The sequence below is a fragment of the Marinomonas sp. PE14-40 genome (assembly GCF_051623805.1).
In the GTDB taxonomy this organism is placed as follows: domain Bacteria; phylum Pseudomonadota; class Gammaproteobacteria; order Pseudomonadales; family Marinomonadaceae; genus Marinomonas.
In genome coordinates this window covers 3,106,996-3,133,551 of the sequence record NZ_CP130700.1, presented here as the reverse complement: position 1 = coordinate 3,133,551, position 26,556 = coordinate 3,106,996, and the positions used below count along the sequence as shown (strand labels likewise).

The 26,556-nt window shown below is 42.6% G+C and carries 24 protein-coding genes; 11 read left to right on the top strand and 13 right to left on the bottom strand.

Features of this window, described 5'->3' with window-relative positions; all coding sequences use genetic code 11:
- Positions 1–89: 89 nt before the first annotated feature.
- Positions 90–1,010 (bottom strand): lysine exporter LysO family protein, encoded by a 921-nt coding sequence (locus Q0A08_RS14545; RefSeq protein WP_438462235.1) that lies wholly within the window; start codon positions 1,008–1,010, stop codon positions 90–92.
- Between the two features lie 241 nt (positions 1,011–1,251).
- On the opposite strand from Q0A08_RS14545, the gene Q0A08_RS14540 reads away from it, so the two are divergent.
- The gene (locus Q0A08_RS14540; protein ID WP_438462234.1) at positions 1,252–2,628 is read left to right on the top strand and encodes an MATE family efflux transporter; all 1,377 of its coding nucleotides are present in this window, start codon (positions 1,252–1,254) and stop codon (positions 2,626–2,628) included.
- A 304-nt stretch (positions 2,629–2,932) separates the two neighbouring features.
- Here Q0A08_RS14540 and Q0A08_RS14535 read toward each other — a convergent pair whose 3' ends face one another.
- Positions 2,933–4,414, bottom strand: coding sequence for a cobyric acid synthase (locus Q0A08_RS14535; RefSeq protein WP_438467647.1), 1,482 nt, complete (start codon positions 4,412–4,414; stop codon positions 2,933–2,935).
- Positions 4,415–4,547: 133 nt separating this feature from the next.
- Here Q0A08_RS14535 and cbiB point away from each other — a divergent pair, with 133 nt between their 5' ends.
- The 6 genes from cbiB to Q0A08_RS14505 all read left to right on the top strand — a co-directional run bounded on the left by cbiB (position 4,548) and on the right by Q0A08_RS14505 (position 8,778).
- A complete protein-coding gene (cbiB, locus tag Q0A08_RS14530; protein WP_438462233.1) occupies positions 4,548–5,483 on the top strand; it encodes an adenosylcobinamide-phosphate synthase CbiB in 936 nt (311 codons plus the stop codon).
- Between the two features lie 53 nt (positions 5,484–5,536).
- On the top strand, positions 5,537–6,643 hold the full coding sequence (locus Q0A08_RS14525) for an aminotransferase class I/II-fold pyridoxal phosphate-dependent enzyme (protein WP_438462232.1): 1,107 nt from the start codon (positions 5,537–5,539) through the stop codon (positions 6,641–6,643).
- Positions 6,640–7,161 carry a bifunctional adenosylcobinamide kinase/adenosylcobinamide-phosphate guanylyltransferase gene (gene cobU, locus Q0A08_RS14520; RefSeq protein WP_438462231.1) on the top strand — a complete coding sequence of 174 codons (522 nt, stop codon included), beginning with the start codon at positions 6,640–6,642 and terminating at the stop codon, positions 7,159–7,161. The genes Q0A08_RS14525 and cobU overlap by 4 nt, the downstream gene beginning before the upstream one ends.
- A 116-nt stretch (positions 7,162–7,277) precedes the next feature.
- Positions 7,278–7,766 (top strand): xanthine phosphoribosyltransferase, encoded by a 489-nt coding sequence (gpt, locus tag Q0A08_RS14515; protein WP_046015707.1) that lies wholly within the window; start codon positions 7,278–7,280, stop codon positions 7,764–7,766.
- 216 nt (positions 7,767–7,982) lie between these two features.
- On the top strand, positions 7,983–8,381 hold the full coding sequence (locus Q0A08_RS14510; RefSeq protein WP_438462230.1) for a DUF2914 domain-containing protein: 399 nt from the start codon (positions 7,983–7,985) through the stop codon (positions 8,379–8,381).
- Between the two features lie 61 nt (positions 8,382–8,442).
- Positions 8,443–8,778 carry a DUF1904 family protein gene (locus Q0A08_RS14505; RefSeq protein WP_438462229.1) on the top strand — a complete coding sequence of 112 codons (336 nt, stop codon included), beginning with the start codon at positions 8,443–8,445 and terminating at the stop codon, positions 8,776–8,778.
- Between the two features lie 36 nt (positions 8,779–8,814).
- Here the strand turns inward: Q0A08_RS14505 and astB are convergent, their stop codons facing one another.
- The 4 genes from astB to Q0A08_RS14485 all read right to left on the bottom strand — a co-directional run bounded on the left by astB (position 8,815) and on the right by Q0A08_RS14485 (position 13,896).
- A complete protein-coding gene (gene astB / locus Q0A08_RS14500; RefSeq protein ID WP_438462228.1) occupies positions 8,815–10,161 on the bottom strand; it encodes an N-succinylarginine dihydrolase in 1,347 nt (448 codons plus the stop codon).
- 81 nt (positions 10,162–10,242) lie between these two features.
- A complete protein-coding gene (gene astD, locus Q0A08_RS14495) occupies positions 10,243–11,736 on the bottom strand; it encodes a succinylglutamate-semialdehyde dehydrogenase (protein ID WP_438467645.1) in 1,494 nt (497 codons plus the stop codon).
- Positions 11,737–11,763: 27 nt separating this feature from the next.
- Positions 11,764–12,804, bottom strand: a complete 1,041-nt coding sequence (gene astA, locus Q0A08_RS14490; protein WP_438462227.1) for an arginine N-succinyltransferase — start codon at positions 12,802–12,804, stop codon at positions 11,764–11,766.
- A gap of 72 nt (positions 12,805–12,876) precedes the next feature.
- Positions 12,877–13,896, bottom strand: a complete 1,020-nt coding sequence (locus Q0A08_RS14485) for an arginine N-succinyltransferase (protein ID WP_438462226.1) — start codon at positions 13,894–13,896, stop codon at positions 12,877–12,879.
- 193 nt (positions 13,897–14,089) lie between these two features.
- Here Q0A08_RS14485 and Q0A08_RS14480 point away from each other — a divergent pair, with 193 nt between their 5' ends.
- On the top strand, positions 14,090–14,329 hold the full coding sequence (locus tag Q0A08_RS14480) for a DUF1653 domain-containing protein (RefSeq protein ID WP_438462225.1): 240 nt from the start codon (positions 14,090–14,092) through the stop codon (positions 14,327–14,329).
- 36 nt (positions 14,330–14,365) lie between these two features.
- On the opposite strand, the gene Q0A08_RS14475 is transcribed toward Q0A08_RS14480, so the two are convergent.
- The 6 genes from Q0A08_RS14475 to Q0A08_RS14450 form a co-directional block, all read right to left on the bottom strand.
- Positions 14,366–14,842, bottom strand: a complete 477-nt coding sequence (locus Q0A08_RS14475; protein WP_438462224.1) for a DMT family transporter — start codon at positions 14,840–14,842, stop codon at positions 14,366–14,368.
- Positions 14,842–15,315, bottom strand: coding sequence for a DMT family transporter (locus Q0A08_RS14470; protein ID WP_438462223.1), 474 nt, complete (start codon positions 15,313–15,315; stop codon positions 14,842–14,844). Before Q0A08_RS14470 ends, Q0A08_RS14475 begins: the two co-directional genes overlap by 1 nt.
- A gap of 142 nt (positions 15,316–15,457) precedes the next feature.
- Positions 15,458–16,447, bottom strand: coding sequence for a LysR family transcriptional regulator (locus Q0A08_RS14465; RefSeq protein ID WP_438462222.1), 990 nt, complete (start codon positions 16,445–16,447; stop codon positions 15,458–15,460).
- A 153-nt stretch (positions 16,448–16,600) separates the two neighbouring features.
- Entirely contained in the window at positions 16,601–19,669 is a 3,069-nt protein-coding gene (locus tag Q0A08_RS14460; protein ID WP_438462221.1) for an efflux RND transporter permease subunit, read from the bottom strand.
- Complete coding sequence (locus Q0A08_RS14455) at positions 19,670–20,779, bottom strand: efflux RND transporter periplasmic adaptor subunit (RefSeq protein WP_438462220.1); 1,110 nt, start codon at positions 20,777–20,779, stop codon at positions 19,670–19,672.
- A 230-nt stretch (positions 20,780–21,009) separates the two neighbouring features.
- Entirely contained in the window at positions 21,010–21,933 is a 924-nt protein-coding gene (locus Q0A08_RS14450) for a LysR family transcriptional regulator (protein WP_438462219.1), read from the bottom strand.
- Positions 21,934–22,172: 239 nt separating this feature from the next.
- On the opposite strand from Q0A08_RS14450, the gene Q0A08_RS14445 reads away from it, so the two are divergent.
- The 3 genes from Q0A08_RS14445 to Q0A08_RS14435 all read left to right on the top strand — a co-directional run bounded on the left by Q0A08_RS14445 (position 22,173) and on the right by Q0A08_RS14435 (position 25,024).
- The gene (locus Q0A08_RS14445; protein ID WP_438462218.1) at positions 22,173–23,663 is read left to right on the top strand and encodes a CoA-acylating methylmalonate-semialdehyde dehydrogenase; all 1,491 of its coding nucleotides are present in this window, start codon (positions 22,173–22,175) and stop codon (positions 23,661–23,663) included.
- 340 nt (positions 23,664–24,003) lie between these two features.
- Positions 24,004–24,627: an alpha/beta hydrolase gene (locus Q0A08_RS14440; RefSeq protein ID WP_438462217.1), complete on the top strand. Its 624-nt coding sequence runs from the start codon at positions 24,004–24,006 to the stop codon at positions 24,625–24,627.
- Between the two features lie 58 nt (positions 24,628–24,685).
- Positions 24,686–25,024: a DUF1289 domain-containing protein gene (locus Q0A08_RS14435; protein WP_438462216.1), complete on the top strand. Its 339-nt coding sequence runs from the start codon at positions 24,686–24,688 to the stop codon at positions 25,022–25,024.
- 16 nt (positions 25,025–25,040) lie between these two features.
- Here Q0A08_RS14435 and radA read toward each other — a convergent pair whose 3' ends face one another.
- Positions 25,041–26,429, bottom strand: a complete 1,389-nt coding sequence (radA, locus tag Q0A08_RS14430; protein WP_438462215.1) for a DNA repair protein RadA — start codon at positions 26,427–26,429, stop codon at positions 25,041–25,043.
- Between the last annotated feature and the right edge of the window lie 127 nt (positions 26,430–26,556).

The following is a 26,556-nucleotide window of genomic DNA, read 5'->3' as shown; positions in this document are numbered from 1 at the left end:
CAAAGGTCTAAAAAAACCGCTTTTAGAGGAGATCTAAAAGCGGTTTTTTATTTGGAATCTTTAGTTGTAGTGAAAATGTTAGAAGTGAATTAAAGACCCATAAATAGTGGGATGAGAATAGGCACAAGCAGGCTCATAATAAAGCCGCTGGCAATGGCTGTCGGGATAATATCTGCACCATGAAACTTGCCTAACATGGGTAACGTAAAGTCCATAGCCGTAGCGCCAGAATAACCAACGGACACATGGCTATTAATACGGCAGAATACTGGAATGAGGAGTAAGGCAAGAATTTCACGGCCTATATCTAAGAGGAATGCCGTGGTTCCTAATACTGGGTTACCAAGGCCTGTGATGAGTATGCCGGATAAACTGTACCAACCAAAACCAGACACGACGGCAAGGCCATGGGTAACAGGTAAATCGAGAACTAAAGCGCCAATCAATCCGCCTAAAAGGGTGGTTGCCACTGTGGTAAAAGCAATAATCAGGCCCTGAGTATTCAAAAAAAGCTTACGTAATCGATAGTTGCCTTGCTGTAGCTGGTGGCCAATGAGAAAAAGCAGTAGATACAGAAGATAAGTCACTATGGTATCGACATGAGTTAAGCTGTCAGAAGCAAAGATACCAATTACAAGCCCAATTAATACAAAGGCTAAGGTTTTAATGGCATCGGCAAATACCGCAAAGCTGATTTTCACGTCTTCGGCTTTTGCTTGGGTATGAAGCAACTTCTCACTTGGATTAAAGTGCTTGCCTGTATACCAAAGGGCGGTAATAGCCAGAACTGAAATCGCTGCGAAAAAGATTAAGGCTTGGGCACCTGCTGTGACCAGTTTATTGGGTAAATCTTCCAATGCACCGATACTAAAACCTATCATGCCCAAAATAAGATAAGTCAGCCAAGTGAGGCTTGTCTGGATGAATTTTTCTGATAAAAACTTAATGTTTAACCAATAGCCTGCTAATAGGGCTAAAAGTAATGGACCAAGTGTTACGAGTATTGTCATTTTGCTGTCTGTGTCGCTACTTACATGAATTTCTGAAATCGAACTGTTCGGCAATTCTCATGTTATTTCAAAGGCTTAGCAAGTGTTAAATCATATAGTGAAATCCAGGTGGCGCAGATTGAAAAGGATCTGCTGCCATTCGTAAAATAAAGTGATACATTAGGCCCGATTATCTCAATATGCCCCTTTTTAGGGCGCTTCAGGATGACCTTGATAGGCGTAAATTTATAAGGATTAAATGATGTTAGATCGTTGGCCAGTGTTAAAAGAAGTACTGCATTTATTAATGCCAATGGTGCTAACTTTGACTTTAGAGTTGTCTATTAGCATGGTCGATACCCTCATGTTAGGGAACTATAGTCCTTATCATTTGGCCGCCGTAGGTTTGGCCTCTAGCTTATGGACACCTGTGGGTTGTTTCTTAATGGGCATAACGTTTGGTCTAACGCCATTAGTAACCCGTCATCTTCATGGTCGTCAGATGAAGATGGTCAATATTTATATGTCGCAAACCTTAGGTGTGTGTTTAACCGTTGGCTTATTGGCAGCATTAACTGTGGCTTTCATTCTGCCGCATTTTGCTATGATGATGGCAACGGAAGAAGAAACCCAAAGAGTGAGTGCTCAATATCTACAGATACTTGCGCCAGCCATTCCTGCTCTTGCTTTTACTGTTGGTTATAAAAACTTATTTGAGGCTGCGGGCAGGCCAAACTTTCCTCTGATTGCTGCTGCTATTGGCTTGCTGATGAATGCTGGGCTTAACTATCTCTTCATTTATGGCAACTTTGGTTTTCCTGAAATGGGTGCTGCAGGTGCCGCATTAGCCTCAACGATTTCGATTTATTTCAGTATCACTTTGTTTTTTGTATACGATAAATTTTTTAGTCCAAAGACTTTATTTACCAAGATCAAAACGAAATACCTATTCAAGTTTGGTATCTTACTCAATGTTGGTTTACCCGCTGGCCTTGCATTCTCCTTTGAAATTGGCCTTTTCTCTTCCATGACATGGTTAATATCCAGTTTTGGAGATCTTGCGATTGGTGCTGGGCAAATTATCATGTCTTATACCTCTTTGCTCTTTACACCGCTAATGGCGATGAGTGCTGTGACTGCGATAGTGGTCGCTAAATCATTATCAAAAGAGGGAGTAGAAGGAGTACGTAAACGCATGCGAGTGATTGTTGGCTTAGGATTAGTCTATGTCTTTGTTTGCTTTGTAGTGACTCAAACCTTTAATGAAACTATTCCAACTTTCTTTAGCTCAGACCCTGACATTATTGCTATGGCTGCAGGCTTGCTGATAATTTCCTCGGCTTATCAAGTGGCCGATATGTTACAGACTGTCTTTACGGGTGGTTTGCGTGGCTTTAGGGATACTCGCTTTTCCATGATCGCCTTTGCCATCTCATTATTTGTGCTTTGCCTACCGCTAGGTTATTGGTTAGCACACTTCAGCCCATGGGCGACAGAATTGAATGTAAGAGGGTTTTATATTGGTCTAGGCTCAGGTCTCGCGCTCTTGTCTTTGTTGTTAATACTGAGATTCCGTTTTGTCGTTAACCGTGCATTGAAGCGTAAGATAAAATACGAAGAAGCAGGGGTTGTTGCTTAAGGAATCTGTGAATAAACCCATCGCCTCAGCGTGTGGATAAAAGTCTCTAGATTTATGGCGAGGGGCGAAACTTAATCGTTATTCTATTGATAAGGCCCTCAACTTAAAGATAGGGCTTTTAGACCACGCCCTTCGGGTCTTTGAAGAATACCTAAATTACATCAAAGTGCCGCCTTGCTTGACGCTTTTTCTGAAAAGACTGAGAAGAGGTGACTTAATCGCAGGTTCCTTAAATAAAATGTATCTGGCTAAACAATAGAATGTTTAGCCTGACTTGGATCTATTTTCTAAAATGCGAGAGAGGCTAAAGAGTAAGCTTAAATGCTTTGGCCTTATCGATAAGCGCATCAATATTCATGTGCTCCTCACAACTATCTGCAAGCCTATCTATTTCTTTGTTTTTATATTCATCGTAATCAAAAGCCGCTGCGGCATCTAAACCGGCCCAATTTAATAAAGCAGCTAATGCCTCTGGATGATCAAATAATCCATGTAAGTAGGTACCAATAATGGCATTGTCATCGGCTAAATAGCCCTCGTTTTCACCGGATGCAAAAGTACAGAATGCTTGATGCTTTTGATTAAAAGAGGCAACACCTGAATGAATTTCATAACCAGTAATACAGGCGTTTTCTCCCCAAGCGAGTTTGGCTGTTTGCTGAGTGAGCTGCTTATCTGGGGATAAGTCCGTTTGCATAGGAATCAGGCCAAAACCTTGGCTAGTTGTGGGTGTGTGATTCTCCAACGCGAGTGCATCGTTAAGACAATCTCCTAGCATCTGATAGCCGCCACAAATACCAATCACTTTGCCACCATATCTCAGGTGGTGATTTAAATAAGACTCAAACCCCTGTTGTTTCAAATAAGCTAAATCTGACTGTACGCTTTTAGACCCAGGTAAGATAATCAGGTCAGCAGCAGGGAAGGGCTGGTTTTCTTTAACCAGTATGACTTCAACTTCAGGGTGCAAACGTAAAGCATCCCAATCTGTATGGTTACTGACTCTTGGGTAGATCGGAATCACGACTTTTAATTTAGTCCCCTGCTTTTCAATAGGGGTAGAATCAGCGACAGCATCTTCAGACTCTAAGTGAAAACCTTTGAGGTAAGGTAAGACGCCTAACACAGGTTTGCCTGTATGCTCCTCAAGCCAATCAAGCCCTGATTGCAGCAAACTCACATCGCCACGAAAACGGTTAATCACAAATCCGATAACTCTGTCTTGTTCACTTTGGCTGAGTAAGGCGAGAGTACCCACAAGGTGAGCGAAGACGCCTCCCTTATCAATATCGGCGATAATAATAACCGGCGCATTTACGCTTTCTGCAAAACCCATGTTAGCGATATCTTTGGCTCTTAAATTAATTTCTGCTGGACTGCCAGCGCCTTCAATAATAATGCCGTCATAGGTTTCGCTAAGACGTTTAAAAGAATCTAGAGCTGCAACCTTAGCTGTCTCTTTATAGTCATGGTAAGAGCGCGCATTCATATTACCTATGGCTTTGCCTTGAATAATGACTTGTGCGCCTATGTCGGTATTTGGCTTAAGCAAAATAGGGTTCATATGAATATGAGGTTCAATGCCAGCGGCATAGGCTTGAACAGCCTGTGCTCGACCTATCTCGCCACCTGATGCTGTGACCGCACTATTAAGCGCCATGTTTTGAGGTTTGAATGGCGCAACAGCGAGATTACGGCGCTTAAGTAAACGACATAGGGCCGTGGCAAGTGTGCTTTTACCTGCATCAGAGGTAGTGCCTTGAATCATTAGGCTAAATGCTGTCATTATCTTTGAATCACTATTAAGGGTAATAAGGTGGTAGAATTCTACCATCTAACGTATGTTCCTGATTGAAAAAATCACCTATTCCCATGACCCATTTTAAGTATCACACACAGTGATCGATTAAGATTGAAAGATGACAGATACCTTTTTTGCTAGCGCTATTATTCTCTTACTTGCTCTTATCATGGATCGTGTTTTAGGCGAGCCAAAATCTTGGCATCCTCTTATCACTTTTGGCCGCTGGGTTGATCAATGCCAAGCTTGGTGTCAATTGCCCTTAAGTTGGTCCGTATTTAGCCAAAGGTTATTTGGTGTCTTTGCTTGGCTGTTGGCTGTGGTGCCTTTATTGCTGCTTTGGGATTTGCTTGAAAGCTTATTGCCGACATTGATTGTGAATGCTTTAGCAGTTGTCGTAGTTTACTTTAGCATTGGTTGGCAAAGTTTAAGGGAGCATGGACTCGCTATTGCAAATCCCTTAATGAAAGGGGACCTAGTACAAGCTCGTATTGCGGTTTCTTATATTGTTAGCCGAGATACTCAAGCGTTAAATGAAGAACAAGTGGCTAAAGCCGGTATTGAATCTGTTTTAGAGAATGGCAGTGATGCTGTATTCGCTCCTATCTTTTGGTTTTTGATTTTAGGTGTGCCAGGTGCAATCTTGTATCGCCTTGCTAATACTTTGGATGCTATGTGGGGTTACAAAACAAGCAAACTACTGCATTTCGGCTGGTGTGCGGCAAGAGTAGATGATGTACTAAATTATATTCCCGCTAAGCTGGTGGTCTTTAGTTATGCTTTATGTGGTAAGTACTCGAATGCAATTCAAGCCGCAAGGGCGCCAGAAGCCAGTTGGAAAAGCCCTAACGCAGGCCCTGTGATGGCAGCTGGCGCGGCTTCTTTAGGCTTGGCTGTTGGCGGTGAAGCCGTCTATTTTGGTAAAACTGAATCACGCCCTGTTTTGGGTAAAGGTACCGCCCCAATAGCAAATGATCTTGCTAGGTCTATTTCCCTTGTTGATAAGACCCTCTATCTTTGGATTTTGTGCGTTATTTTCATCGCACTTTTTTAATGCCGTTTTAACTATACTAAGTTTTGAATCGACCTCTTGGTCAGTATGAATATATGAATAATGAACTCGATCTAACTCTAGAAAAGCCTCTGCACGGTGGCAACCTATTGGCACTACGTCGCTCTTTGGGCGTACCACAACACCCTAAACAATCTTGGATAGACCTTTCTTCTGCAGTAAATAGACACCCTTGGCCTGTGCCTGAAGTGCCTGTTTCTCTTTGGTATGAGTTGCCAGACCTTGAGAGCCTGAAACAAGCGGCTACAGATTATTATGGCGCGAAAAACCTTGTTCCTATTGCGGGTACACAACAGGCAATCGAAGCCCTACCTAATTTATTGTTTGCGGCAAAAGTGCGTACAGAAACTAAAGTGCTGGTGCCAGATGTTGGTTATCAAGAACACGGCTTTGCTTGGACTAAATGGCAGTATCAAGTGGATACCTATGGCAATACTTATGACCTTAAGGTGCAAGACTGGCAGGTATTAGTCTTAATTCAACCTAATAACCCAAGTGCTAAGAAGCTAACCATTCCTGAGTTGCAGAGTTTGATTGAAACCGCTCAATCTCGTGGCGCTTATATTATTGTCGACGAAGCTTTTATTGATGGTGTTGTAGGGGCGAGTTTACTTTTGCACTATCAAGATAAAGCATGGCCAGCTTGTCTGATTGTATTACGCTCAGTCGGTAAGTTTTTTGGCTTGCCAGGAGCAAGAGTAGGTTTTTGTTTTGCGAGCCAACCCATTCTAAGTGGATTGGCTTCTGTGACTGGCCCTTGGCCCATTGCGACGCCTGCCACTTGGTTGTTAAGTAAAGCTTTTAAAGATACGTCTTGGCAAATACAGGCGGCTGCCGATTTAGTGCATCGTGGCAGACGATTTGAAAAAGACATTAAGCCCTTAATTAATCGCTTTTTTAATGACCTTGCTATGCCCATTCATTGGCAACAAAGCGAGCTATTTTATACCTTGTTTAGTGATGAGGCAGACGTTTTGTTTGAGTGGCTACAAGCTTTGGCTATACATGTCCGATTAGGGGATGCTTGGATAAGATTTGCCTTACCTGCTGATACGGAATTCGATTTGATTAAAGACCGTTTACAGCGGGCCCTACTTGGGGAAACCGAATTAGCCGCTCAATTAGAGGAAATAGCAGAGTGAATCATTTAGTGATAGGTGGAGTGCGCAGCGGTAAGAGTGCACATGGGCAAATGTTAGCGCAGAATTTAGCAGACACTGAATCAAAAGAAGTCGTTTATTTAGCAACAGCACAAGCATTAGATAAAGGCATGCAAAATCGTATTGAAGCGCATCAGAATAATCGCCCTAAGGAATGGTTGCTGGTGGAGGAAAGTTTTGATCTTGCTTCTGTGCTACTTGCTCCAGAAAACCAAAATAAGGTGATTTTAATTGAATGCATGACACTCTGGTTAACCAACTTAATTTGTTTAGAGGATGAGCTTGCTTTTGATCAGCATAAGTCCGCGTTTATAGGGGCGATTCATACCACCAAGGCGAAGCTTGTTTGTATCACAAGTGAAGTAGGTGCAGGCATTATGCCTATGAATTCCATGGCACGACGCTTTGGTGATGAAGCCGGCTTATTAAATCAAGAGTTAGCTCGCCTCAGTGAGCAGGTTGAGCTTGTCTGCGCGGGCTTACCTCTAAAGCTCAAATGAGACTTTAAAAGAATATAAATTAACCAGTCAATTGGGTAGAATGCGCTCTTCATTTTATGAGGTGAAATGAAAAACCATTTCCCTTAATTGACAACCTAGATTGGTAGGAGCTAAGCATGAACCCGTATTCAAAAGATTACCCAGTGTCTTGGGATGAACTACACCGTAATGCTAGAGCATTAGCTTGGCGCTTATTAGAGCAAGGACCTTGGAAGGGCATTATTGCTATTACTCGAGGAGGCTTAGTGCCGGCTGCTATTATTTGTCGTGAGTTGGATGTGCGTCTAATCGATACCCTTTGTATTGCCAGCTATGATTCTTCTGGTAAGGAAGCTAACGAGCAAGGTGAACTGACAATCTTGAAAGGCGTTGAAGGTGATGGCGAAGGAATGTTGCTGATTGATGACCTAGTGGATACTGGACGTACCGCTCAAGTGGTGAGAGAAATGCTGCCAAAAGCGCACTTTGCGACTATTTTTGCTAAGCCAGCAGGTAAGCCACTGGTTGATACTTTTGTGACTGAAGTAAGCCAAGATACTTGGATTCGTTTCCCTTGGGATATGGAATATACCTTCTCAACACCATTGGCAGATAGAAACGCATAATACTCTGCCGATTTGAATTTTTAAGTGCCTCTTTTAGTTTTTGTTTTTTCTTATCTCGTAACTAAGTGTAAACAAAAGAGACTAAATGAGGCATCTTTCAACTAGACTTCTACTCACCAAGACGATTAAACTGCTATTAGGTTTAAATTCTAATGGTCTTACCCTTTTCCTTTGACATTTTTTAACCTTCTTTCTTCTTCTACAAAAGGATTGATTATGTTACGTACAATCATAAAGCTTATGGTGCTGAGTGGTGTGTTATTAACCCTACCTATGACGTCTTGGGCTGCCTCTATAGCGAGAGCTCAGTTTACTAATGATGTTATCGAGCGCGAGCCAATTGATAAACTTGGGTCAACTATCCAAGTGCAATATGGCGGTATTCAGAAGGTTTATTTCTATACAGATTTAAGAGATATGTCAGGTGATCAGGTTGTTCACCGTTGGACTTTAGACGGTGATATTATGGCTGAAATCCCATTCAATATTGGTGGTGACCGTTGGCGCGTATGGTCAAGTAAGCGTTTATTGCCAGGTTTTGATGGTACTTGGGCAGTTGATATCGTGCAAAATGGCGATGTTATTGAGTCCCATTCATTTGAGTATGTTGATTAGTTAGCAGATCAAGTTTTCACCTTATTTAGCGAGAGCTGAAAGGCTCTATTAAAGGAATTTCATGCCTCATATTCGTGTTAGAGGAATGGCATTTGAGGACCTTGAGTATATCTCTGAACCTCTGATCAAAGCCGTTTCTCAGTATCTCAATTTACCTGCTTCACACTTCACTTTAGAGTATCAAGCTACTAGCTATTTAGCGGCTGGTGGTGCGAGTGCTGCGTACCCATTTTTTGATGTTTTATGGTTTGAAAGAACGCAAGAACAGAAAGAAGAAGTCGCACGAATTATTACCGAATTAGTCTCTCCTAACATTGCCCCAAATACAGATGTTTGTGTGCTGTTTAACACTATGCAATCGGACGACTACTTCTACAAAAAAGGCACAACTTCTTAGAAGCTGTGCCTTTTAGTGATGAGAGAAAAAACGATATTACGCTTTTTGGAAGTCGTAAACAGACCCAAGTTGCATGATCTGAGTTAACTCATCCAAGGCAGTACGTGTTTCGATTAATAGCTGAGGATCAGCAAGATCCGCTTCTAATAAGCTGTCACGATAATGGCTATCTACCCAAGTATTCAAACGGTTAAATAGACCGTCATTCATTAAGCAAGACTGATTGACTGCGGCTACTTCTGCTTCGTTTAGAACGACGCGAAGGCGTAAACATGCAGGTCCACCACCATTACTCATACTTTGCTTAAGGTCATAAACTTGCACTTCGTTAATTGGGCTAGGGCCTGCTTTTAACGCTTCAAGGTAAGCCCAAACATTGGCATTGTTCTGGCACTCACCTGGTACGATAATAATCATATCGTCAGTGCCACGGCTGATTAGCTGACTATTAAATAGGTAAGATTTAACACAGTCCTCAACACTCACTTCGCTGTTTTTTACTTCAACAAAATGTAGCTTACCTGCTTTACCTGCCCATGCAGCTTCCAAATCTTGACGCATTTGAGTGCTCGATAGGAAGGCTTCTTCATGGTAGAAGTGAACGTTACGGTTACCGACTGCAATTACGTCATTGTGGAAAACGCCAGCATCGATGACAGCAGGATTTTGCTGTGCATAGACAGTATTTGCAGCATTCAGACCATGGCGACGAACGACAGCTTGAGAGGCTTCAAGAGTGTGTCTTGCTGGGAAGCGGCTAGGTTTAACGGCAGCAGCATTAAAAGCTTCTTGGCCATAAACAAAGAACTCTACCCCTGGGTTGCCGTACTCATCGCAAAAACGAGTGTGATTGGCAGCGCCTTCGTCACCAAAGTGATCCATGCTAGGCAGGGCTTTGTGGTGAGCAAAGTGCTTATCGCCAGGGAAAGTCGCCTGTAAAATAGCACCAGTCACAGGATGCTCAATCGCACGATGAAACTTGTTTACCAAGTTAGCAGGTGAAAAATGAATCTTGCCATCAGAACTATCAGCACTTGGTGAAACCGTTGCTGCATTGGCTGTCCACATGCAAGAAGCTGAGCTCACACCCGCTAATAGGTGAGGTGCTTCTTTCGCTGCTTGTGCCAAGATTTGAGCGTCAGTACCTGTAAAACCAAGAGACTTTAATGTCGGCATATGAGGGCGTTCGTGAGGAGCGAGTACACCTTGTACAAAGCCCATATCAGCCAAAGCCTTCATTTTTACTAAGCCCTGTTTGGCAGCCGCTTTTGGGTTAGAGGCTTGGGCCTGATTGTTTAAAGAGGCCACATTACCAAATGATAAACCACCATAGTTGTGCGTTGGCCCCACTAGACCATCAAAATTTGCTTCAATTGCCGACATGCTAATTACCTTTGCTTAATTCTTTCTCTGTGTTTAATAACACTTGTTTGTTATGTCTTATCTGTCAAACCTGCACTGCCCTTAAAGGGCAATGCCTGGTACAAGTTTTTCTGGCACAGTCAACGCATCTACTTCGATGCTTGAAACAGGGTAAGAGCAGTAATCAGCTGCATAATATGCACTTGATCTATGGTTACCACTCGCACCTGTACCACCAAATGGTGCAGTACCTGCCGCACCCGTCGTTTGGCGGTTCCAGTTGATAATACCTGCGCGCGAGTGTTGTAAAAACCACTCATATTCAGCTTTATCATCAGATAAGATACCGGCAGACAGACCAAACTTAGTCGCATTCGCTAAGTTCATCGCCTGATCCATATCGTCATAACGTACAACGGTTAGTAGCGGGCCAAAATACTCTTCATCAGGTAGTTCGCCTTTAGCTGCAAGCTCTGTTACATCCAAAATGCCAGGAGAGATAAAGCCAGTGTTCGCTTCGCCACGCTCTGCTGCTAATAAGGTATTTGCACCAAGGCCAACCAAACGAGCAAAGGCTGTCGCAATATTGTCAGCAGCCTGAGCGGATACTAATGGGCCCATGAAAGGCTGGTCTTCAGCATCAAAACGGTCAATTTTAAGGCCTTTAGTGACTTCAACTAGCTTGGCTAGAATCGCTTCACCGTGAGCGTTGTTTGGTACTAGTAGGCGACGTGCACAAGTACAACGTTGACCAGCAGATAAGAATGCTGATTGAATGATCTCATGAATCACTGCATCTAAATCTTGAGTTTTATCAGACACAAGTAGTGGGTTATTACCGCCCATTTCTAGCGCTAAAATCTTACCTGGGTGACCAGCATAAGCTTTATGTAGAATGTGTCCTACTTCAGGGCTACCTGTAAAGAATAGGCCATCAAGTTCGTCATGGTTCGCTAGGGCAATACTGGTTTCTTTCTCGCCTTGTACTAGGTTAAGTACGCCGTCAGGCAGGCCAGCCGCTTGCCATAGTTGAATGATCAGGTCTGAAACAGCCGGAGTTTGCTCGCTTGGCTTAAGTACTATGGTATTACCGGCAATGAGTGCGGGTACGATATGACCATTTGGTAAATGCGCAGGGAAGTTATAAGGACCAAATACAGCAACTACACCGTGTGGTCTGTGACGTAGGTGAGCACTTACATTAGAACCACCGATTGCAGGCATTGCCGTTTCTTTTGAACCTGTACGTTCATGGTACGACTTCTCAGAAATACCCACTTTACCGATTGTTGTTGCTACTTCTGTTTTCGTTTCCCAAAAAGGTTTACCTGTCTCACGGCTAATCAGAGTCGCCAATAGGTCGGTATTTTCTTTTACTTTCTCAGCAAACTTTTTAATGATATCTAAACGGTATTCTAGGCTTGAGTTTGCCCAAGCTGGAAACGCTTTACGAGCTGCTTTAAGTGCCGCATCTACTTGTTCTGAGCCTGCTGCTTTTGCTTCCCATACTAGGCTAGCATCTGCTGGATCAATCGATTGAAAAGCATTACCTGTACCTGCAACCCATTGGCCATTGATAAAGTGTTCTTGTTTCATAGTCATTATCTTAATCCTTATAAATTGTTATGGTTTAGCAGCAGACAGCTCGACAATGCGAACAGCTTCTTTGTTGTTAACGCATAGATGCTCAGCTTCTTCTTGGCTTAGTGTTAATGTGCTGCCAGGTGTGCTGTTGCGTTGAATCAAAATACAGCGGAAGTCAGCTAACTTAGAGTTAGACACAAGGTAGTAGGTGCCTTCTTTTTCTGGCGTTTCATCTGCAATTGTCGCTAGGCATAGGCGACTTTCACGTACAGCACGAATGTTTGGTACATGAGCTTCTACTGTTGGGCCACCATCAAAAATATCCACATAGTTTTCGTAGCAGAAACCTTCTTGCTGTAGCAAACGCAAAGCAGGAGCTGTTTTTTGATGTACTTGACCTAAGCAGTCTTGCGCTTCTTGGCTTAAGAAAGCGGTGTAAACTGGGTTACTTGGCATCAATTCAGCAATGAACTGCTTACTACCAAGAGCGGTTAACTCGTCTGCCTTTTTAAAATCAAGGGAGAAGAAATGACGGCCCAAAGATTCCCAAAGAGGTGAACGGCCTTCGTCGTCACTGACACCACGCATTTCTGCAAAAATCTTGTTAGTAAAGCGCTCAGGGAATTGCGCTAAGAATAAGAAGCGTGCTTTAGATAATAGCTGGCCATTTTTTGAATGGCGGTAGCTTTCCTCTAAAAACAAGGTGCAGATTTCACTCAAACCTGTGTAATCATTGTTTAATACCAAGGTTGGCATAATGTTATGTACGCCAAGCTCACGGGAAGAGTGAACTAATTTACCTAGGTGATAGCTATAGAAAGGCTCGTCTAGGCCAACAGTTGCTAATAAACCACTGGTACCCACGATAGCACCAGTCTCAGTATCTTCTAGTACAAACAAGTAACTCTCGTCTGTTGGACCTTCTATGGTCTCTTTAGCAAATGATTGGTTCGATACTTCAATTTTGTTCTTCAGAATCGTTTCGTCAGGTACTAGAGAAGTAAAACCAACACCAGTTTTATCTGCAAGCTGGTATAGGGAATCTAGCTCTGATTTTGCGATTGGGCGTATGACCATCATAAGATTAGGCCTCTATAAATTTAATCATGGGTTAAAAAGGATTCGGTAAATTCTTTATCTAAGGAAATCGTGTTAAATCGGTACCCAGTGCACTTTATCACCTTCTTTCATCTGCAAAGTTTTTTGCACATTGGAAGAGATAGCGAGCGACTCGGTATCTTTTTGGTAATTGGCATTAGCCAGAGTTACCTTGAATTCTTCTAATTCACCACTGGCTATTATGTGTAGTGATGAATCATCTTCTGTGACATCCGTATTAAAGCCTGTTGATTGGCTGTTACTGATGGTTCTCAAATCACTGGCTCTTGCTTCTACGCTTGGGCCAGCATCAAATATGTCCACATAACCTTTAAAGCTGAAACCTTCCTCTAAAAGTATGTCGCTGGTTTTTTCTGAATCTTCATGTACCACGCCTATTACCTGCTGTGCAGCATCTGGCAAGGTAGGAACATAAATGGGATACCTTGGCATCAGGTCAGCGATGAAATGCTTATTACTTACACCAGATAAATAATCAGCTTTTTGAAAATCCATGCTGAAAAAGTACTTACCTAGCGAGTCCCAAAAAGGGGAGTAACCTGCCTGATCACTTTCGCCTCTTAACTCAACAAATAGTTTAGAGGTGAAACGTTCTTGGTGTTGTGCAATAAAAAGCAAACGAGCACGTGATAAAAGCGACATGGTTTCATGGTTTTGATGTTGCTGATCGACGATCAAAGCTACAAGTCGACTCGTACCGCTATAGTCGTGGCATAAAAATAGAGCTGGAATGCGATTATGAATCTGTAGTTGTGGTGAGGCATGTACCACCTCATCAATACGATAACTATAGAATGGGGCATCTGTACCCACCATAGCGTCTATACCGCAGACACCAACAATCTCATCATTACTGGTGTTTACTAACACAAAGCAGTAGGATTCTTCGCCCGGTTGTACCACCTCTTGTTGCATAGAACGGCGAGAGGAAGCTATCTTGTCATTAAGTCTGTCACGGTTAGCTGGAAAATTGGTAATTCCAATACCCGCTTGTTGCGCTAATCTTTCTAATGCTGGTAAATCAGCAAAGTCGACAGGACGAACTAGGTACATAAATTTTCCTTATTGTGAAAAACAAGATCAATAGGGTAAATGGGCAGATTAGTTATTTTATTATTGATGAAATAGCTGAAGTAAAGAAGATGGCTAATTTTGTTTTTGCGACAAAATTTTCTTAAAAAGGGACTTTTTTTGTCTTAAATACATAATTAATTGCTGAAATATAAATTAGAAGAGATGAAAACGCATGAGTGCAGAGCTTAAAACCGGCATTTATCGCCATTATAAAGGCGCCGAGTATAAAGTAGATAAAGTGGTAAAACACAGTGAAACAGAAGAGTCACTGGTTATTTATCAGGCGCTTTACGGAGACTATGGTTGGTGGGCACGCCCCTTATCCATGTTTGTAGAAAGCGTGGAAGTGGGTGGTGAAGAAATACCACGCTTTCATTGGATAAGAGAGCGAGAAGACGTGAACCAAGATTAAGTTGTGATGAGTGACAAGGACGTTGCTTGCTTGTTTTTACTTACTTATCGCTGCCTGTTTTGCCTCAGAGGTAGGTTTCTTCTGAGAAAGCCCTATCCCCAGAATGATGAAGCCTATGCCTAGGAATTGCATCATATAGAAGGTGATGTTATTGAATGTAGAGCTAAAGGCAAGATCTAATAATACTCCTGTTACCATCTGTCCACTAATGACAAGTAATGCCGCCTTCATCGCGCCAAGTTGATTTAAAACATAGCTATTCAGTGCCACATATAAGGCACCAATGACCCCTCCTAAAAAGAGATACCAAGTTTCCTTGTGCCATGCTGGTGCTAAGTTACTTAATTCAATATCTAGAAAAAAAAGTACCAAACTTAAAAATAGAAAGCCAAAAATGTGGTTATAGAATGACGCTTTAAAAGGCCCTTTATATAAGCTTAACTGGCCATTAAGACTACGGCTTAAACCAATACAAATGCCATTAATTAGAGCGAGAAATATAAAGAAACTCATTAAGGGTTACCTGCAAAAATAATCAACATGCTACCTGTTAAAATAAGGCTAATGACTTTGGCATCATGCCAGCCTATTTTTCTTCTAGGGCTATTAAATAGGCCTAAAAAATCCACTATTAAACTAAAGAGTATTTGCCCTAAGAGGGCTAAGGCTAAGGTTCCTGCTAGGCCCAATTCGGAATTAACTGTGATGGCGGCTAACATCACAGTCATCGCCCCAGGCAAGCCACCTAAGTAGCTGTACCATTTAGGTTTCTCATTATTTTTTGCTTCTTTAGTGCTTGCGCCAAGGCGGCTTGTTTTGATGATTTGCAGTAGAAAATAGGCGAACAAAGCCCCTAATCCATGAGCAATCCATGAAGCCTCAAGGGGTGAGTTTAGTAAAGCGAGTTGAGAGTTTAGCTGAATCATGACAGCTAAAATAGTGCCTGCGAAGAGGGCTATTACGGCATAAGAGTATGTGTTATTCACCTGGTTACATCCTGTGTTTGAATAGGCGAATTGTAGGCTGATTAGCGTCAATTGATAAGCTAGAGAAGTGATAACTTACTGTTGCTAAAAAGGAAACAGTAAGTTTGAAAAGTTATTGAGTGTTAACTCTAAATTGGGAAAACTAGAGATGTTTAATCAGCTTGTTAATCATCCAAGGTGAGTTTTTCATATGGTTAGCGATCTTCTCTCTTAACCATTTATGGGACAAATCGTTATTGTTTCTTTCGTGCCAGCACATTTGCACAGGGTGTTGATTGTCGTAAGGGTCCAATTTAACGATGTCTTCAGGTAGCGGCATGAGTTTTATATCGTCTCCCTTACCTGAGCTTGCCATAAAGTCCATCATAAGGTTGGCTGTGGCATAACCTGTTACTAAGGTCATGCCATTTTTGATTGCCTTCATGGCGGCCAACAAACTCTCCGTTTCTAGGTTTGGCATGATATCAAACCCTTGCTGCTGTAACTTCTGTAGAGTGATGGAAGGGCTCATAGCATGGCGCTGAATATGGTGCGAAGCTAACGGGTAATTCACTAAGTCTTCCGTTTCAAACTTATCCTTATGGAAAAGAGGGTGAGTTCGGCTAATTAAGATACAGCCCTCAATATGGCCAATTAACTTTGAGCGCACATTATTGGGGGTGCCGTTAATCATACCTATGCCCAAATCAACCGTAGATTGGTTTAACTCATAAAAACTTTGTGTACCCCAATTAGAAATTGAAAGCTTAACATTGGGGGCTTCGTTATATATTTCAGATAACAGAGGCTCAATAAAGCTAGCAAGCACACTTTCGTGAATATGCAGGCAAAAATGCCTGTGTAATTCAGATAAGTCTAACTTAGGTGGGCTTGTTAGAGAGGAAAGCGAATGCAGTATCGGTTCAATCTGTAAATGTAATTCAGATGCCCGAGCGGTCGGGCTAAGACCATAAGCTTGGCGAGAGAAAAGTGCATCGTTAAAAACAGAGCGAAGTTTCTGCAAACTTTTACTTAAGGCGGGTTGAGTGACACCTAGACGTTCTGCTGCTCTAGATACGCTGCCTTCTTCAATAATGGTATGAAAAGCGACAAGGAGTTTAATATCTAGTTGTAATAATTCATCAGTACGCATGGCTTTCTCTTGTTTCAGCTTTAAATTAATCAGCTTTAAAAAGGTGACAATAATAGGTGGATATAAGAAGCCCAATAAGCAGTCATTAAATGCTTATTGGGCTATATCAGTCAGAATAAAGTGACTGTCTTATATAGCGCTTAAATCAGATGATTAAAGCTCTTTCATAGGACGATACTTCACTCGGAACAAGATGACATAGAAAACAGGTACTGCAATCAGGGTCAAAATAGTGGCAAAGCCTAAACCGAATGAAATAACCACAGCCATACCTTCAAAGAAGGCGTCGGATAATAGTGGAATCATACCCAAAATGGTCGTGATGGCAGCCATACAAACAGGTCTTACACGACTCACTGCAGAGTGGAAAACCGCTTTATAGGCTTCTGTGCCCTGGCCTAGTTCGACATTTATCTGGTCGGCTAAGACAATACCGTTTTTGACTATCATGCCCGAGAGGCTTAAGAAGCCTAATAGAGACATGAAACCAAAGGCTGTGTTCATTGCAAGTAAGCCTGATGACACACCAATTAGCGCTAGAGGTACACAGAACCAGATAACAAGCGGTACACGTACCGAGTTAAACAGAAGTACCGTGATGATGAACATGAACAGGTAACCCATAGGCAAAGCGGTAAAGATATTCGCTTGCGCATCCGTACTGCTTTCATACTCACCGCCCCACTCAAGGCTATAGCCAGGCGGTAGTTGGATTGCTTCGATTGGCCCACGGACACGACCAAAAACAGCCATGGCAGTTTCGTCACCGAGAATCTTATTATCAGACATCACAGTAATGGTACGTTTACGATCGTGACGTTTAATAATGGGATCTTCCCAAATTACATCAAAGCCTTTCACCAAGCTGGTTAGCGTGATGTAAGCACCTGTTGCAGGACTATAGATCTGTAAATCACGGATCTGATCAATAGAACGTCGTTCGTTCTCAGGGGCTTTTTGTACGATAGGCAAGATGTCGGAGCCATCGCGATAAAGGCCAATGCGTGAGCCGTTAAAGTTAGCTAATAGCACCTGATCCAGATCGGCTTTACTAATACCAAGACGACGAGCTTGCTCTTCATCGAACTGAGGTCTTAGTACTTTAGTGCGTTGACGCCAGTCATCTTTGATATTTTCAAGGCCACCATCAGCACGGTAGATATCTTTAATTTGTTCACTGATGCTGCGTAGCACTTTTGGATCTGGGCCAGTAATACGGGCTTCAACTTTAGAGCCAGAAGCAGGTCCTAATTCCAGTCTTTGTAGCTTAGCTTCAACATCTGGGAACTCATCTTTCATTATGTAGTAGGTACGCTTAATCAAGTCTGGAATAACTTCAGCGTTGTCCGTACGAATAATGAATTGAGCATAACTTGAATTAGACTGCTCTTGGTTATAAGTCAGAATGAAACGAGGTACACCTTGGCCTGTGGTCGAAGTAATCGTGCTCACGCCTTCTTCTTTTAATAGGCGCTGTTCGATGCGCTTAGTTAACTCGTAACTTGCATCAATATGAGTGCCAGAAGGACCTTCTACATCAAGATAGAACATAGGTGTTGTAGAGGGCGGGAAGAAAGACTGTTTCACGAATTGGAAAGCCCAACCCGCAGTCACTAAGCTTGCGATTAACAATAAAACGGTAATCCAACGATAGTGCAGGGCTTTATCTAGTAACCATTTATAAGCAACAAAGAAAGCACCCTTGTATGGATCTTCCGCTTCATCTTCACCCGCTTTGATTTCTTCTTTAAAGAATAAGTCGCAGAAGAAAGGCGTTAGCGTAACGGCTGTCACCCAGCTTAAGAAAAGTGAGATCAGTAGCACATAGAAAAGAGAGCCAACAAACTCACCCACAGCATCGGGTGATAAACCAATTGGTGCAAACGCCGTAATCGCAATAACAGTAGCACCTAAAAGGGGCCATTTAGTTTGGTTTACAACAGAGGACGCCGCTTCAAGCTTAGACATGCCTCGCTTGAGACCAATTAAGACACCTTCAGTTACGACTATGGCGTTATCTACCAGCATCCCCAAAGCAATAATCAACCCCCCGAGGGAGATACGCTGTAGGTTAATGGCGAAGTACTCCATTATGATGAAGGTACCTAATATGGTTAATAACAAGATTAAGCCGATCAAAATACCAGACTTAATACCCATAAAGATAAGTAGAACTAAAACAACGATACCGACAGCTTCGGCAAGGTTAAGCAAGAAGTTACTAACAGAACGTTCAACTTCTTTAGATTGGAAATAAACCGTATCTAGGTTAATACCAATAGGTTGCTGATACGTTAATTCACCGATACGAGTTTCGAGCGATTTACCCGCTTCAACTACGTTTACCCCAGAAGCAAATGAGATACCCAATAATAAAGAGGTATGACCGTTGAAGTTAATAGGATTCGTTTGAGGATCAACATATTCACGCTTAATGGTGGCTATGTCACTTAGGCGAATCATTTCACCAGAGGTCGGTGTGCCTACGATTAAGTTTTCAAGCTCGGAAATGTCTTGGAATTCACCTGTTGGGCTAATACGAATATATTCGTCACCTACACGCACTGAACCTGCGTTAGACACAGTGTTTTGTGTGCTTAGAAGGTTAGATAGGCTAGTAGGATCGATGCCCATAGTCGCTAAACGAGTACGTGAGATCTCGATTGTGATCTGTTCACTTTGCTCACCAGCAACCTGAACTTTACTTACACCATCCACTAATACCAGTTCACGCTTGAGGTAATCGATATAGGTTTCAAGGTCTTTGTAAGGATAGCCTTCGCCATTAACGGCCAGCATAACCCCGTATACATCACCGAAGTCATCTACGACAACGGGCGTGGTTACACCAGTTGGGAAATTACCTTCAATGTCAGAAACGGTTTTACGCACTTCATCCCAAATCTGTTTTAACTCTTTTTTACGATAGGTTTCTTTGATCGTAAGCGTCACTTGTGAATAGCCAGATTTAGTGGTGGATTTAATTTCATCCACATAGGCTAAGTTTTGCAGTGCTATCTCAATTGGATAGGTAACTTCTTCTTCAACTTGTTCTGGTGATGCTCCCGGATAGTGGGTAATGATAAGTGCATCTTTGATGGTAAATTCAGGATCTTCTAATTGACCTAAACCTGTGAAGGCAATTACGCCCCCAACAAGCAAGATCAAGGTCAGCATCCAGCTGGTGACCTTACGTTCGATAAAATATGCTGCGATATTCACTTATAGACCTCGCTCTCTAACCCAAGGACGAACTTTAGTTTCACTGGTCAGGCTATGAACACCTGCTGCAATGACTTGCTCTCCTTCTGCAAGGCCAGACTGAATCACAATTTGATCACCCTGTAGAGAACCGACTTCAACTTGACGCATAATCGCTCTTTGGTTCTCGGCGTCATAAACCCATACTTTCTGCTCTGGTTGACCGCCTGCTGTGGTAGTTTCGAAAATTGCTTCAACCGGTAATAGAATATTACGAGTTTGGTTAATCAGCAGGCCTAGGTCGATCACGACATCAGCTGTCATACCGGGTAACAATCTCGCTGAATCATCCGCTTCACGTTCAATACCCATGGTGATTTCATAGGTCTTGGTTTCGTCATCTGGTGTGGTGTTGTATTCCTTATAATGCGCTTTATAAACCTTGTCGTTCAACACATTGATGATGACATCAGGTTTGTAGTTAACCGCACTTTCTTGAATATTTGCGATTAAGCTTTCAGGAATAAAGAACTCAAGATCAATTGTCTTGTTGTCCTGAATATGGATTAGACTTTGAGTTGCACTGATATATTGGAAGTTCTCAGTTTCAACATCGGCAATCACGCCATCAAAAGGAGCGTATAAGCGAGTATATGCCAAGTTGTTTTTCGCTCTTTGCAAAGCGTTCTCTGCTTGATCTAAGCTAGCACGACTTGCTTCATAGCTGGCACGGCTGCTCACTCTCTTCTCATAAGTTGCCTTGTTACGATCAAACTCGGATTTTGCAAAACGGTGATCCGCTTTAGCAAGCTCAAGGTCTAGTTCGAAATCTGTTGGATCAAGTGCTGCGAGTAGCTGGCCTTTTTTGACTTCTTGGCCTGAAGTGACGGCTAATTCATTTAGCTGACCACCAACACGAAAGGCTAAATCTGCCTCATTACTTGCTTTTAATTCAGCTGGGAAGCTACGAATGTTTTCAGCTAGGTTTGAGGTCACCGTAACCAATTTAACTGGGCGTACAACTGCCTCCGTTGCTTGGCTAGTTTCTTGTTCCGGGGAGCAGGCGCTTATCAATAAGCTTGTGGCTAAGATTGCGCCAGTGCTGAGTAATTTTAGAGAAGAAGAGGTCATTCAGTACTCCAATGTACTTGTTAAAGTGAACTAAGTTCAACTGTCAAAGTCTAAGTTGGCGAAATTTTATAACCAGATATTCCATATTAGAATATATGAAAGCATATGAATGATAGTCTTAAAATTCATATCTCTCAAAGGATTGATAAAAAATACCATATATCTTTGCTGTTAATATTCGACTGACAAAGATCAACTTATTTATTGGAGTGTTCTTAACCTATTGATTTTTAATTTAAATTATTGGATATTTCGAGTTTTAATTCAGCCAAATACGTTTCTAAAACAAGGTTACTGGAAGCGCCTTTTCGAGTAATTGCAGAGAAACCCGTATCAAAATTGAATTGTGAATCTAATAAGGAGCGCATTTTTCCGTCTTTAACCCAGACATCTGCCACGTGATCTGGGAGATAACCTATGTAGTTTCCAGTCAGGATTAAAAAGGCGATACCTTCTCTGTCTGTGGCGGTTGCTGTTGCATTAAGTTGCTGTAATTTTGCTTTAATTTCAGGGGTTTGCGCATAAGCTGGTACAACAGCGTCAAGTTTGAATATGTCTTCTTTAGAGATTTCTTTATCTTCTAGAGCAAACAAAGGGTGGCTGTTACTACAGTATAATTGCGAGTTTTCTCTGTACAAAGGCAGATATTCCAATCCGGCTAATAATCTTAGATCTGGCACCATTCCTATGTGCAAACTACCGTCTAAAACCCCTTTTTCTATGTCATTTGGCGGTATCATGCTGATATTAATGGTTATATCTGGTCCTTTTTGTTTCAAATTACTGACAGAATTGGTGATAACCATGCGTGGCATGGTGACTAAGTTGTCAGTAATTCCTATATTTAGATCCCCTTTTAGCTTTTCATGTAGGCCATTTATCTGGGTTCTAAAGTCTTCGATAGAGGAGAGAAGCTGTAAGGTGAACTGATAAACCTTGCTACCTTCTTCAGTTAGGGAAAAGCCAGAACGCCCTCTTTGACACAAACGAAAGCCTAAACGCGTTTCCAAATCAGCCATAGAGATACTAATTGCCGCTCGACTAATATTGAGCTCGACTTCTGCCGCCGAAAAACCACCAGACTCCACCACGGTTTTATAGATTCTCAATAAACGTAAATCTGCATCACTGACTTGCCCTTTAAACTGTTTCACCTTGTCTCCCCTTATTCTTGTTTTTTGGTTTAAACCCTAATGTCACAGTGTCAGGAGTTACCCACATTGTGTCTGTATCTGCTCCATTAAAATGGTTAGCAAATACTTAACTAAGGTTTAATAGATGAGAATTTATTTAATCTATTGTGACAGGCAAAGTCTGTCAATAAGATTTCTAATTCAGTCGTAACCAGTGCACAAAAGCAGGGTTTACGACACTTCATATATAGGGGAAGCAAATGAGCTTGGTCGGACATTTAATTAATGGTAAGTCACGCGATGATGCGAAACGCACTCAAAATGTATATAACCCAGCTTCTGGACAAGTTAGTAAGCAGGTCGCATTAGCCAGTAAAGAAACCGTGGAAGAAGCGATTGCCGCAGCGAAAGCCGCTTATCCAGCGTGGCGTAATACCCCTGCCATTAAACGTGCCAGAGTCATGTTTAAATTCAAGCAATTGCTAGAAGACAATGCCGACACTATTTGCGCTTTGATCGGTGAAGAGCATGGCAAGATCTCCCATGATGCCGCAGGTGAGCTGCAACGTGGTATCGAGAATGTTGAATATGCGTGTGGCGCACCAGAACTACTAAAGGGCGAACACAGCAAAAATGTTGGTCCTAACATTGATTCTTGGAGTGAGTTCCAACCACTAGGTGTGGTTGCTGGCATAACGCCTTTTAACTTCCCTGTGATGGTGCCTTTATGGATGTTCCCTATGGCACTTGTTTGCGGTAATACCTTTGTGCTTAAACCGTCTGAAAGAGACCCGAGTGTTACCTTGTATATTGGCCAACTATTACAAGAAGCTGGCTTACCTGATGGCGTGTTTAACGTGGTTAACGGTGACAAAGAAGCCGTTGATACCTTGCTTGAGCACAAAGATGTTAAAGCAGTCAGCTTTGTCGGTTCTACGCCAATTGCAGAGTACATTTATACCCAAGCCAATGCTCATGGCAAACGTTGCCAAGCCTTAGGTGGTGCGAAAAACCACGCGATCGTGATGCCTGATGCAGACATGGACAATGTGGTTAGCCAATTATTAGGTGCGGCTTTTGGTTCTTCTGGCGAGCGTTGCATGGCTTTATCCGTTGCTGTTGCTGTCGGTGACCAAGCGGCTGATACTTTAGTGGCTAAGATGCAAGAAGCCATGAAAAACTTAAAAGTCGGTGCAGCAACCGATGCCAGTAATGATTTTGGCCCTGTGATTACCAAAGCTCATCAAGAAAAAGTGTGTGGTTATATCTCTAGTGCCGAAGAGCAAGGCGCTAAAGTGGTCGTTGATGGTCGTAATGTCGCGGTTGAAGGTTATGACAAAGGTTTCTTTGTGGGCGGCACTCTAATTGATAACGTCACTACTGAGATGCAGAGTTACCAAGAAGAAATCTTTGGCCCAGTGCTTCAGGTGGTGCGAGTAAATACCATGCAAGAAGCCATGGATATGATAGACGATCATGAATACGGCAATGGTACGTGTATCTTTACCCGTGACGGCGAAGCGGCACGTTACTTCTCTGACAATATCGAAGTGGGCATGGTCGGTATCAATGTGCCTCTGCCAGTACCTGTTGCTTATCATAGTTTTGGTGGTTGGAAGCGTTCTCTGTTTGGCGATCTACACGCTTATGGTCCTGATGCGGTGCGTTTTTATACCAAGCGTAAGACCATTACTCAGCGCTGGCCTTCGGCTGGTGTGCGTGAAGGTGCGCATTTCTCTTTTCCTTCTTAGAGCTGGCTTAGATGTTAGCCGTGAAAGCCCCCAGGTCGCGGCTAACCGTTAGGTTGCTAATAACTAGGTAAGTGATTTAGTTCGCTATATCAACTCAAACCATGACACTCTTTAATGAGTGCATGGTTTTTTTGTGCCTAAGATTTTAAACTGTAAAATGCTGCTCACCCGCAAACTAGCTTAATAAACATGCAATTATTATGGAGCTTAGGGGTTATTCTTATGTATGTTAATGACATGGACCTTTTATTAGGCTTTACTTTAGCCCGGCACTAGAATGAATCTAGTATCCAATATCTTAGTTAGGTCATCTATAAAAGTTGTGAAAAGGATTAAGTGAATGAATTATCGTCGATTTGTTGTTGGTATTAAGCAAATCAGCCTCTTGCTATGCATGCTCCTATTAGCAGGTTGTGCCAGTGTGGGTGGACAGACTCAAAAGGCCAGTTTAACCAATCGAGATAATACTCAGCTTGAAATCTATATCGAACAAAACATGGCCTTTATCTCTGGTGTGTTAGGGTCTGATCTGCCAGAACAGCTTAGCGAAATGGTACGCCAAAGCCCGAATGTACAAACCTTAGTGCTGGTGGATATTCCAGGTTCTATCGACCAAGAAGCAACCATGCAAGCCGCGCGTCTTATTCGCCGTTTAGGGCTAAACACCCATATTGCTCGTACCGGTTATGTACTCTCTGGTGGTGTGGATCTTTTCTTAGGTGGCGTAAAACGTAACATTGGACCAGGAGCAGGTCTGGGTGTGCATTCATGGTATGACCAACTAGGGATAGACCCAGAAGAGTTAAACCTTGCCGACCCTATCCATGCGACCTATGTAAACTTTTACCTAGAAATGGGTGTTCCTGAACGCTTTTATTGGTTTTCTTTAGATGCTGCCCCTGCTGAGCGTATATACTTTATGTCACCGGAAGAAATTTACGATTTCCAGCTAGTCACAGATTAGCGCAACGTATCTTACTGCTGAATCATCGTCTGATAAATTAAAATAATAGGAGACGAAAATGGAACAGATCGAGTTGTTTCATGTGCAGAGTCCCTGTCGAGGCATTTGCCAATCAAGTAATAAAGGTTTTTGCAAAGGTTGCCTGCGTAGCCGAGAAGAGCGTTTTCACTGGCATGAAATGCCTGATGAAGATAAGCGTAAGGTGCTTACCTTGTGTAAGAACAGATGGCAAAGGCTGCTTAAAGCCAAACAGGATAGGTTCGCCGCAGAGTCGCAGACGAACTTACCTTATGGCATGTTGGCGGATGATGGCCCAGAAATAGAGCCATCAGCAGATCTTTTTGGGTTTATTGCTAAAGAGGACGATAAAGACGTCTCTGAAAAAGTGGCTAAATAAGAACAGCACTAGTTCCTTAGCGTTCGAAAATGGCATCTAGCGCTTCTGAAAGCCTATCAACCCCTATTACTTCCATCCCCTCAATCTTTTTCTTCGGACAATTCCCTTTTGGAACGACTGCTTTAATAAAACCGTGTTTTGCCGCTTCAATAATACGCTCCTGACCTGATGGCACTGGACGAATTTCTCCCGATAAACCTACCTCTCCTAATACCACAAGGTTGTCTGGTAAGGCTTGGTCTCTAAAGCTGGAAACAACTGCAGCAATTGCAGCAAGGTCACCACTGGTTTCCATTACTTTCACGCCTCCGACTACGTTTAAATAAACGTCTTGGTCTGAGGTTAATAGGCCACCATGCTTGTGTAAAACAGCAAGCAGCATGGCTAATCTATTATGATCAAAACCGACTGTGACTCGTTTTGGATTACTAAAGGCGGAATCATCAACCAAGGCTTGAAGCTCAACTAAAAGAGGGCGCGTTCCTTCCCAAACCACCATTACCAAGCTACCTGCTGCTGGCTGCTTAGAACGGTTCAAGAATATAGAACTTGGGTTTTTTACTTCTCTAAGGCCATTTTCTAACATGGCAAAAACACCTAACTCATTCACCGCACCAAAACGGTTTTTCATGCCGCGTAGGGTTCTAAAACGAGAGTCTTCAGAACCTTCTAATAAGACAGAGCAATCCACCATGTGCTCTAGTACTTTCGGGCCTGCTAAGGTGCCATCTTTGGTAACGTGACCCACTAACAAGACAGCAGTTTGAGTTTGCTTTGCAAATCGGGTTAATACGGCCGCGCTTTCCCTTACTTGAGACACACTACCGGGAGCTGATTCAACGCCATCAAGGTGCATCACCTGAATGGAGTCGATAACAATGATTTTGGGCAGCATTTGTTGCGCTATTTGCATGATGGATTCAACATTGGTTTCGGATAGCATCTTCAGGTTTTGAGTCGGCAGTCCGAGACGTTTAGCTCGCATGGCAACCTGCTGTAATGATTCCTCACCAGTTACATAAAGGGCAGCTTGTTGTTGCGCTAGATAACACATAGTTTGTAATAACAGAGTACTTTTACCAGCACCTGGGTGGCCACCAATTAACACCACACCACCTGGGACTAAACCGCCCCCTAGAACACGGTCAAACTCACTGGCACCAGAGCTGAATCTTGGTACATCGCTTAAGTCGATATCCGCAAGGTCCTGAATGCCAGTGGTTGCACCTGCGTAACCACTGAGTTTTGTATCTTGTGTCGCGGCCACTCTGGCTGACGTTTTTGATGAGGTCAGTTTGATTTCAGATAAGGAGTTCCAAGCTTTGCAGGCTTGGCATTGGCCCTGCCATTTAGCGTAATCAGTGCCGCACTCAGTGCAAACAAAGGCAGTTTTGGCTTTAGCCATCTTGGTTCTCCATAAAATTCGCGGGCGGACACAGGATATCTAATTGTCCTCTTGAAAGGCTATTTTAGGGAAATGAATGTGATAAGCAATTAACTGTATAAAAAAACAGTAATTTAATTGAAATAAG

What these genes read in the sequence shown, in the direction of transcription:
- Q0A08_RS14485 (WP_438462226.1), bottom strand. Translation starts at nt 13,896, where the DNA reads ATGTACCTAGTTCGTCCTGTCGACTTTGCTGATTTACCAGCATTAGAA.
- Q0A08_RS14540 (WP_438462234.1), top strand. Translation starts at nt 1,252, where the DNA reads ATGTTAGATCGTTGGCCAGTGTTAAAAGAAGTACTGCATTTATTAATG.
- radA (WP_438462215.1), bottom strand. Translation starts at nt 26,429, where the DNA reads ATGGCTAAAGCCAAAACTGCCTTTGTTTGCACTGAGTGCGGCACTGAT.
- astA (WP_438462227.1), bottom strand. Translation starts at nt 12,804, where the DNA reads ATGATGGTCATACGCCCAATCGCAAAATCAGAGCTAGATTCCCTATAC.
- Q0A08_RS14510 (WP_438462230.1), top strand. Translation starts at nt 7,983, where the DNA reads ATGTTACGTACAATCATAAAGCTTATGGTGCTGAGTGGTGTGTTATTA.
- Q0A08_RS14535 (WP_438467647.1), bottom strand. Translation starts at nt 4,414, where the DNA reads ATGACAGCATTTAGCCTAATGATTCAAGGCACTACCTCTGATGCAGGT.
- Q0A08_RS14545 (WP_438462235.1), bottom strand. Translation starts at nt 1,010, where the DNA reads ATGACAATACTCGTAACACTTGGTCCATTACTTTTAGCCCTATTAGCA.
- Q0A08_RS14465 (WP_438462222.1), bottom strand. Translation starts at nt 16,447, where the DNA reads ATGCGTACTGATGAATTATTACAACTAGATATTAAACTCCTTGTCGCT.
- Q0A08_RS14525 (WP_438462232.1), top strand. Translation starts at nt 5,537, where the DNA reads ATGAATAATGAACTCGATCTAACTCTAGAAAAGCCTCTGCACGGTGGC.
- Q0A08_RS14480 (WP_438462225.1), top strand. Translation starts at nt 14,090, where the DNA reads ATGAGTGCAGAGCTTAAAACCGGCATTTATCGCCATTATAAAGGCGCC.
- Q0A08_RS14445 (WP_438462218.1), top strand. Translation starts at nt 22,173, where the DNA reads ATGAGCTTGGTCGGACATTTAATTAATGGTAAGTCACGCGATGATGCG.
- astD (WP_438467645.1), bottom strand. Translation starts at nt 11,736, where the DNA reads ATGAAACAAGAACACTTTATCAATGGCCAATGGGTTGCAGGTACAGGT.
- Q0A08_RS14440 (WP_438462217.1), top strand. Translation starts at nt 24,004, where the DNA reads ATGAATTATCGTCGATTTGTTGTTGGTATTAAGCAAATCAGCCTCTTG.
- Q0A08_RS14455 (WP_438462220.1), bottom strand. Translation starts at nt 20,779, where the DNA reads ATGACCTCTTCTTCTCTAAAATTACTCAGCACTGGCGCAATCTTAGCC.
- gpt (WP_046015707.1), top strand. Translation starts at nt 7,278, where the DNA reads ATGAACCCGTATTCAAAAGATTACCCAGTGTCTTGGGATGAACTACAC.
- Q0A08_RS14435 (WP_438462216.1), top strand. Translation starts at nt 24,686, where the DNA reads ATGGAACAGATCGAGTTGTTTCATGTGCAGAGTCCCTGTCGAGGCATT.
- Q0A08_RS14475 (WP_438462224.1), bottom strand. Translation starts at nt 14,842, where the DNA reads ATGAGTTTCTTTATATTTCTCGCTCTAATTAATGGCATTTGTATTGGT.
- astB (WP_438462228.1), bottom strand. Translation starts at nt 10,161, where the DNA reads ATGTCGGCAATTGAAGCAAATTTTGATGGTCTAGTGGGGCCAACGCAC.
- Q0A08_RS14505 (WP_438462229.1), top strand. Translation starts at nt 8,443, where the DNA reads ATGCCTCATATTCGTGTTAGAGGAATGGCATTTGAGGACCTTGAGTAT.
- cbiB (WP_438462233.1), top strand. Translation starts at nt 4,548, where the DNA reads ATGACAGATACCTTTTTTGCTAGCGCTATTATTCTCTTACTTGCTCTT.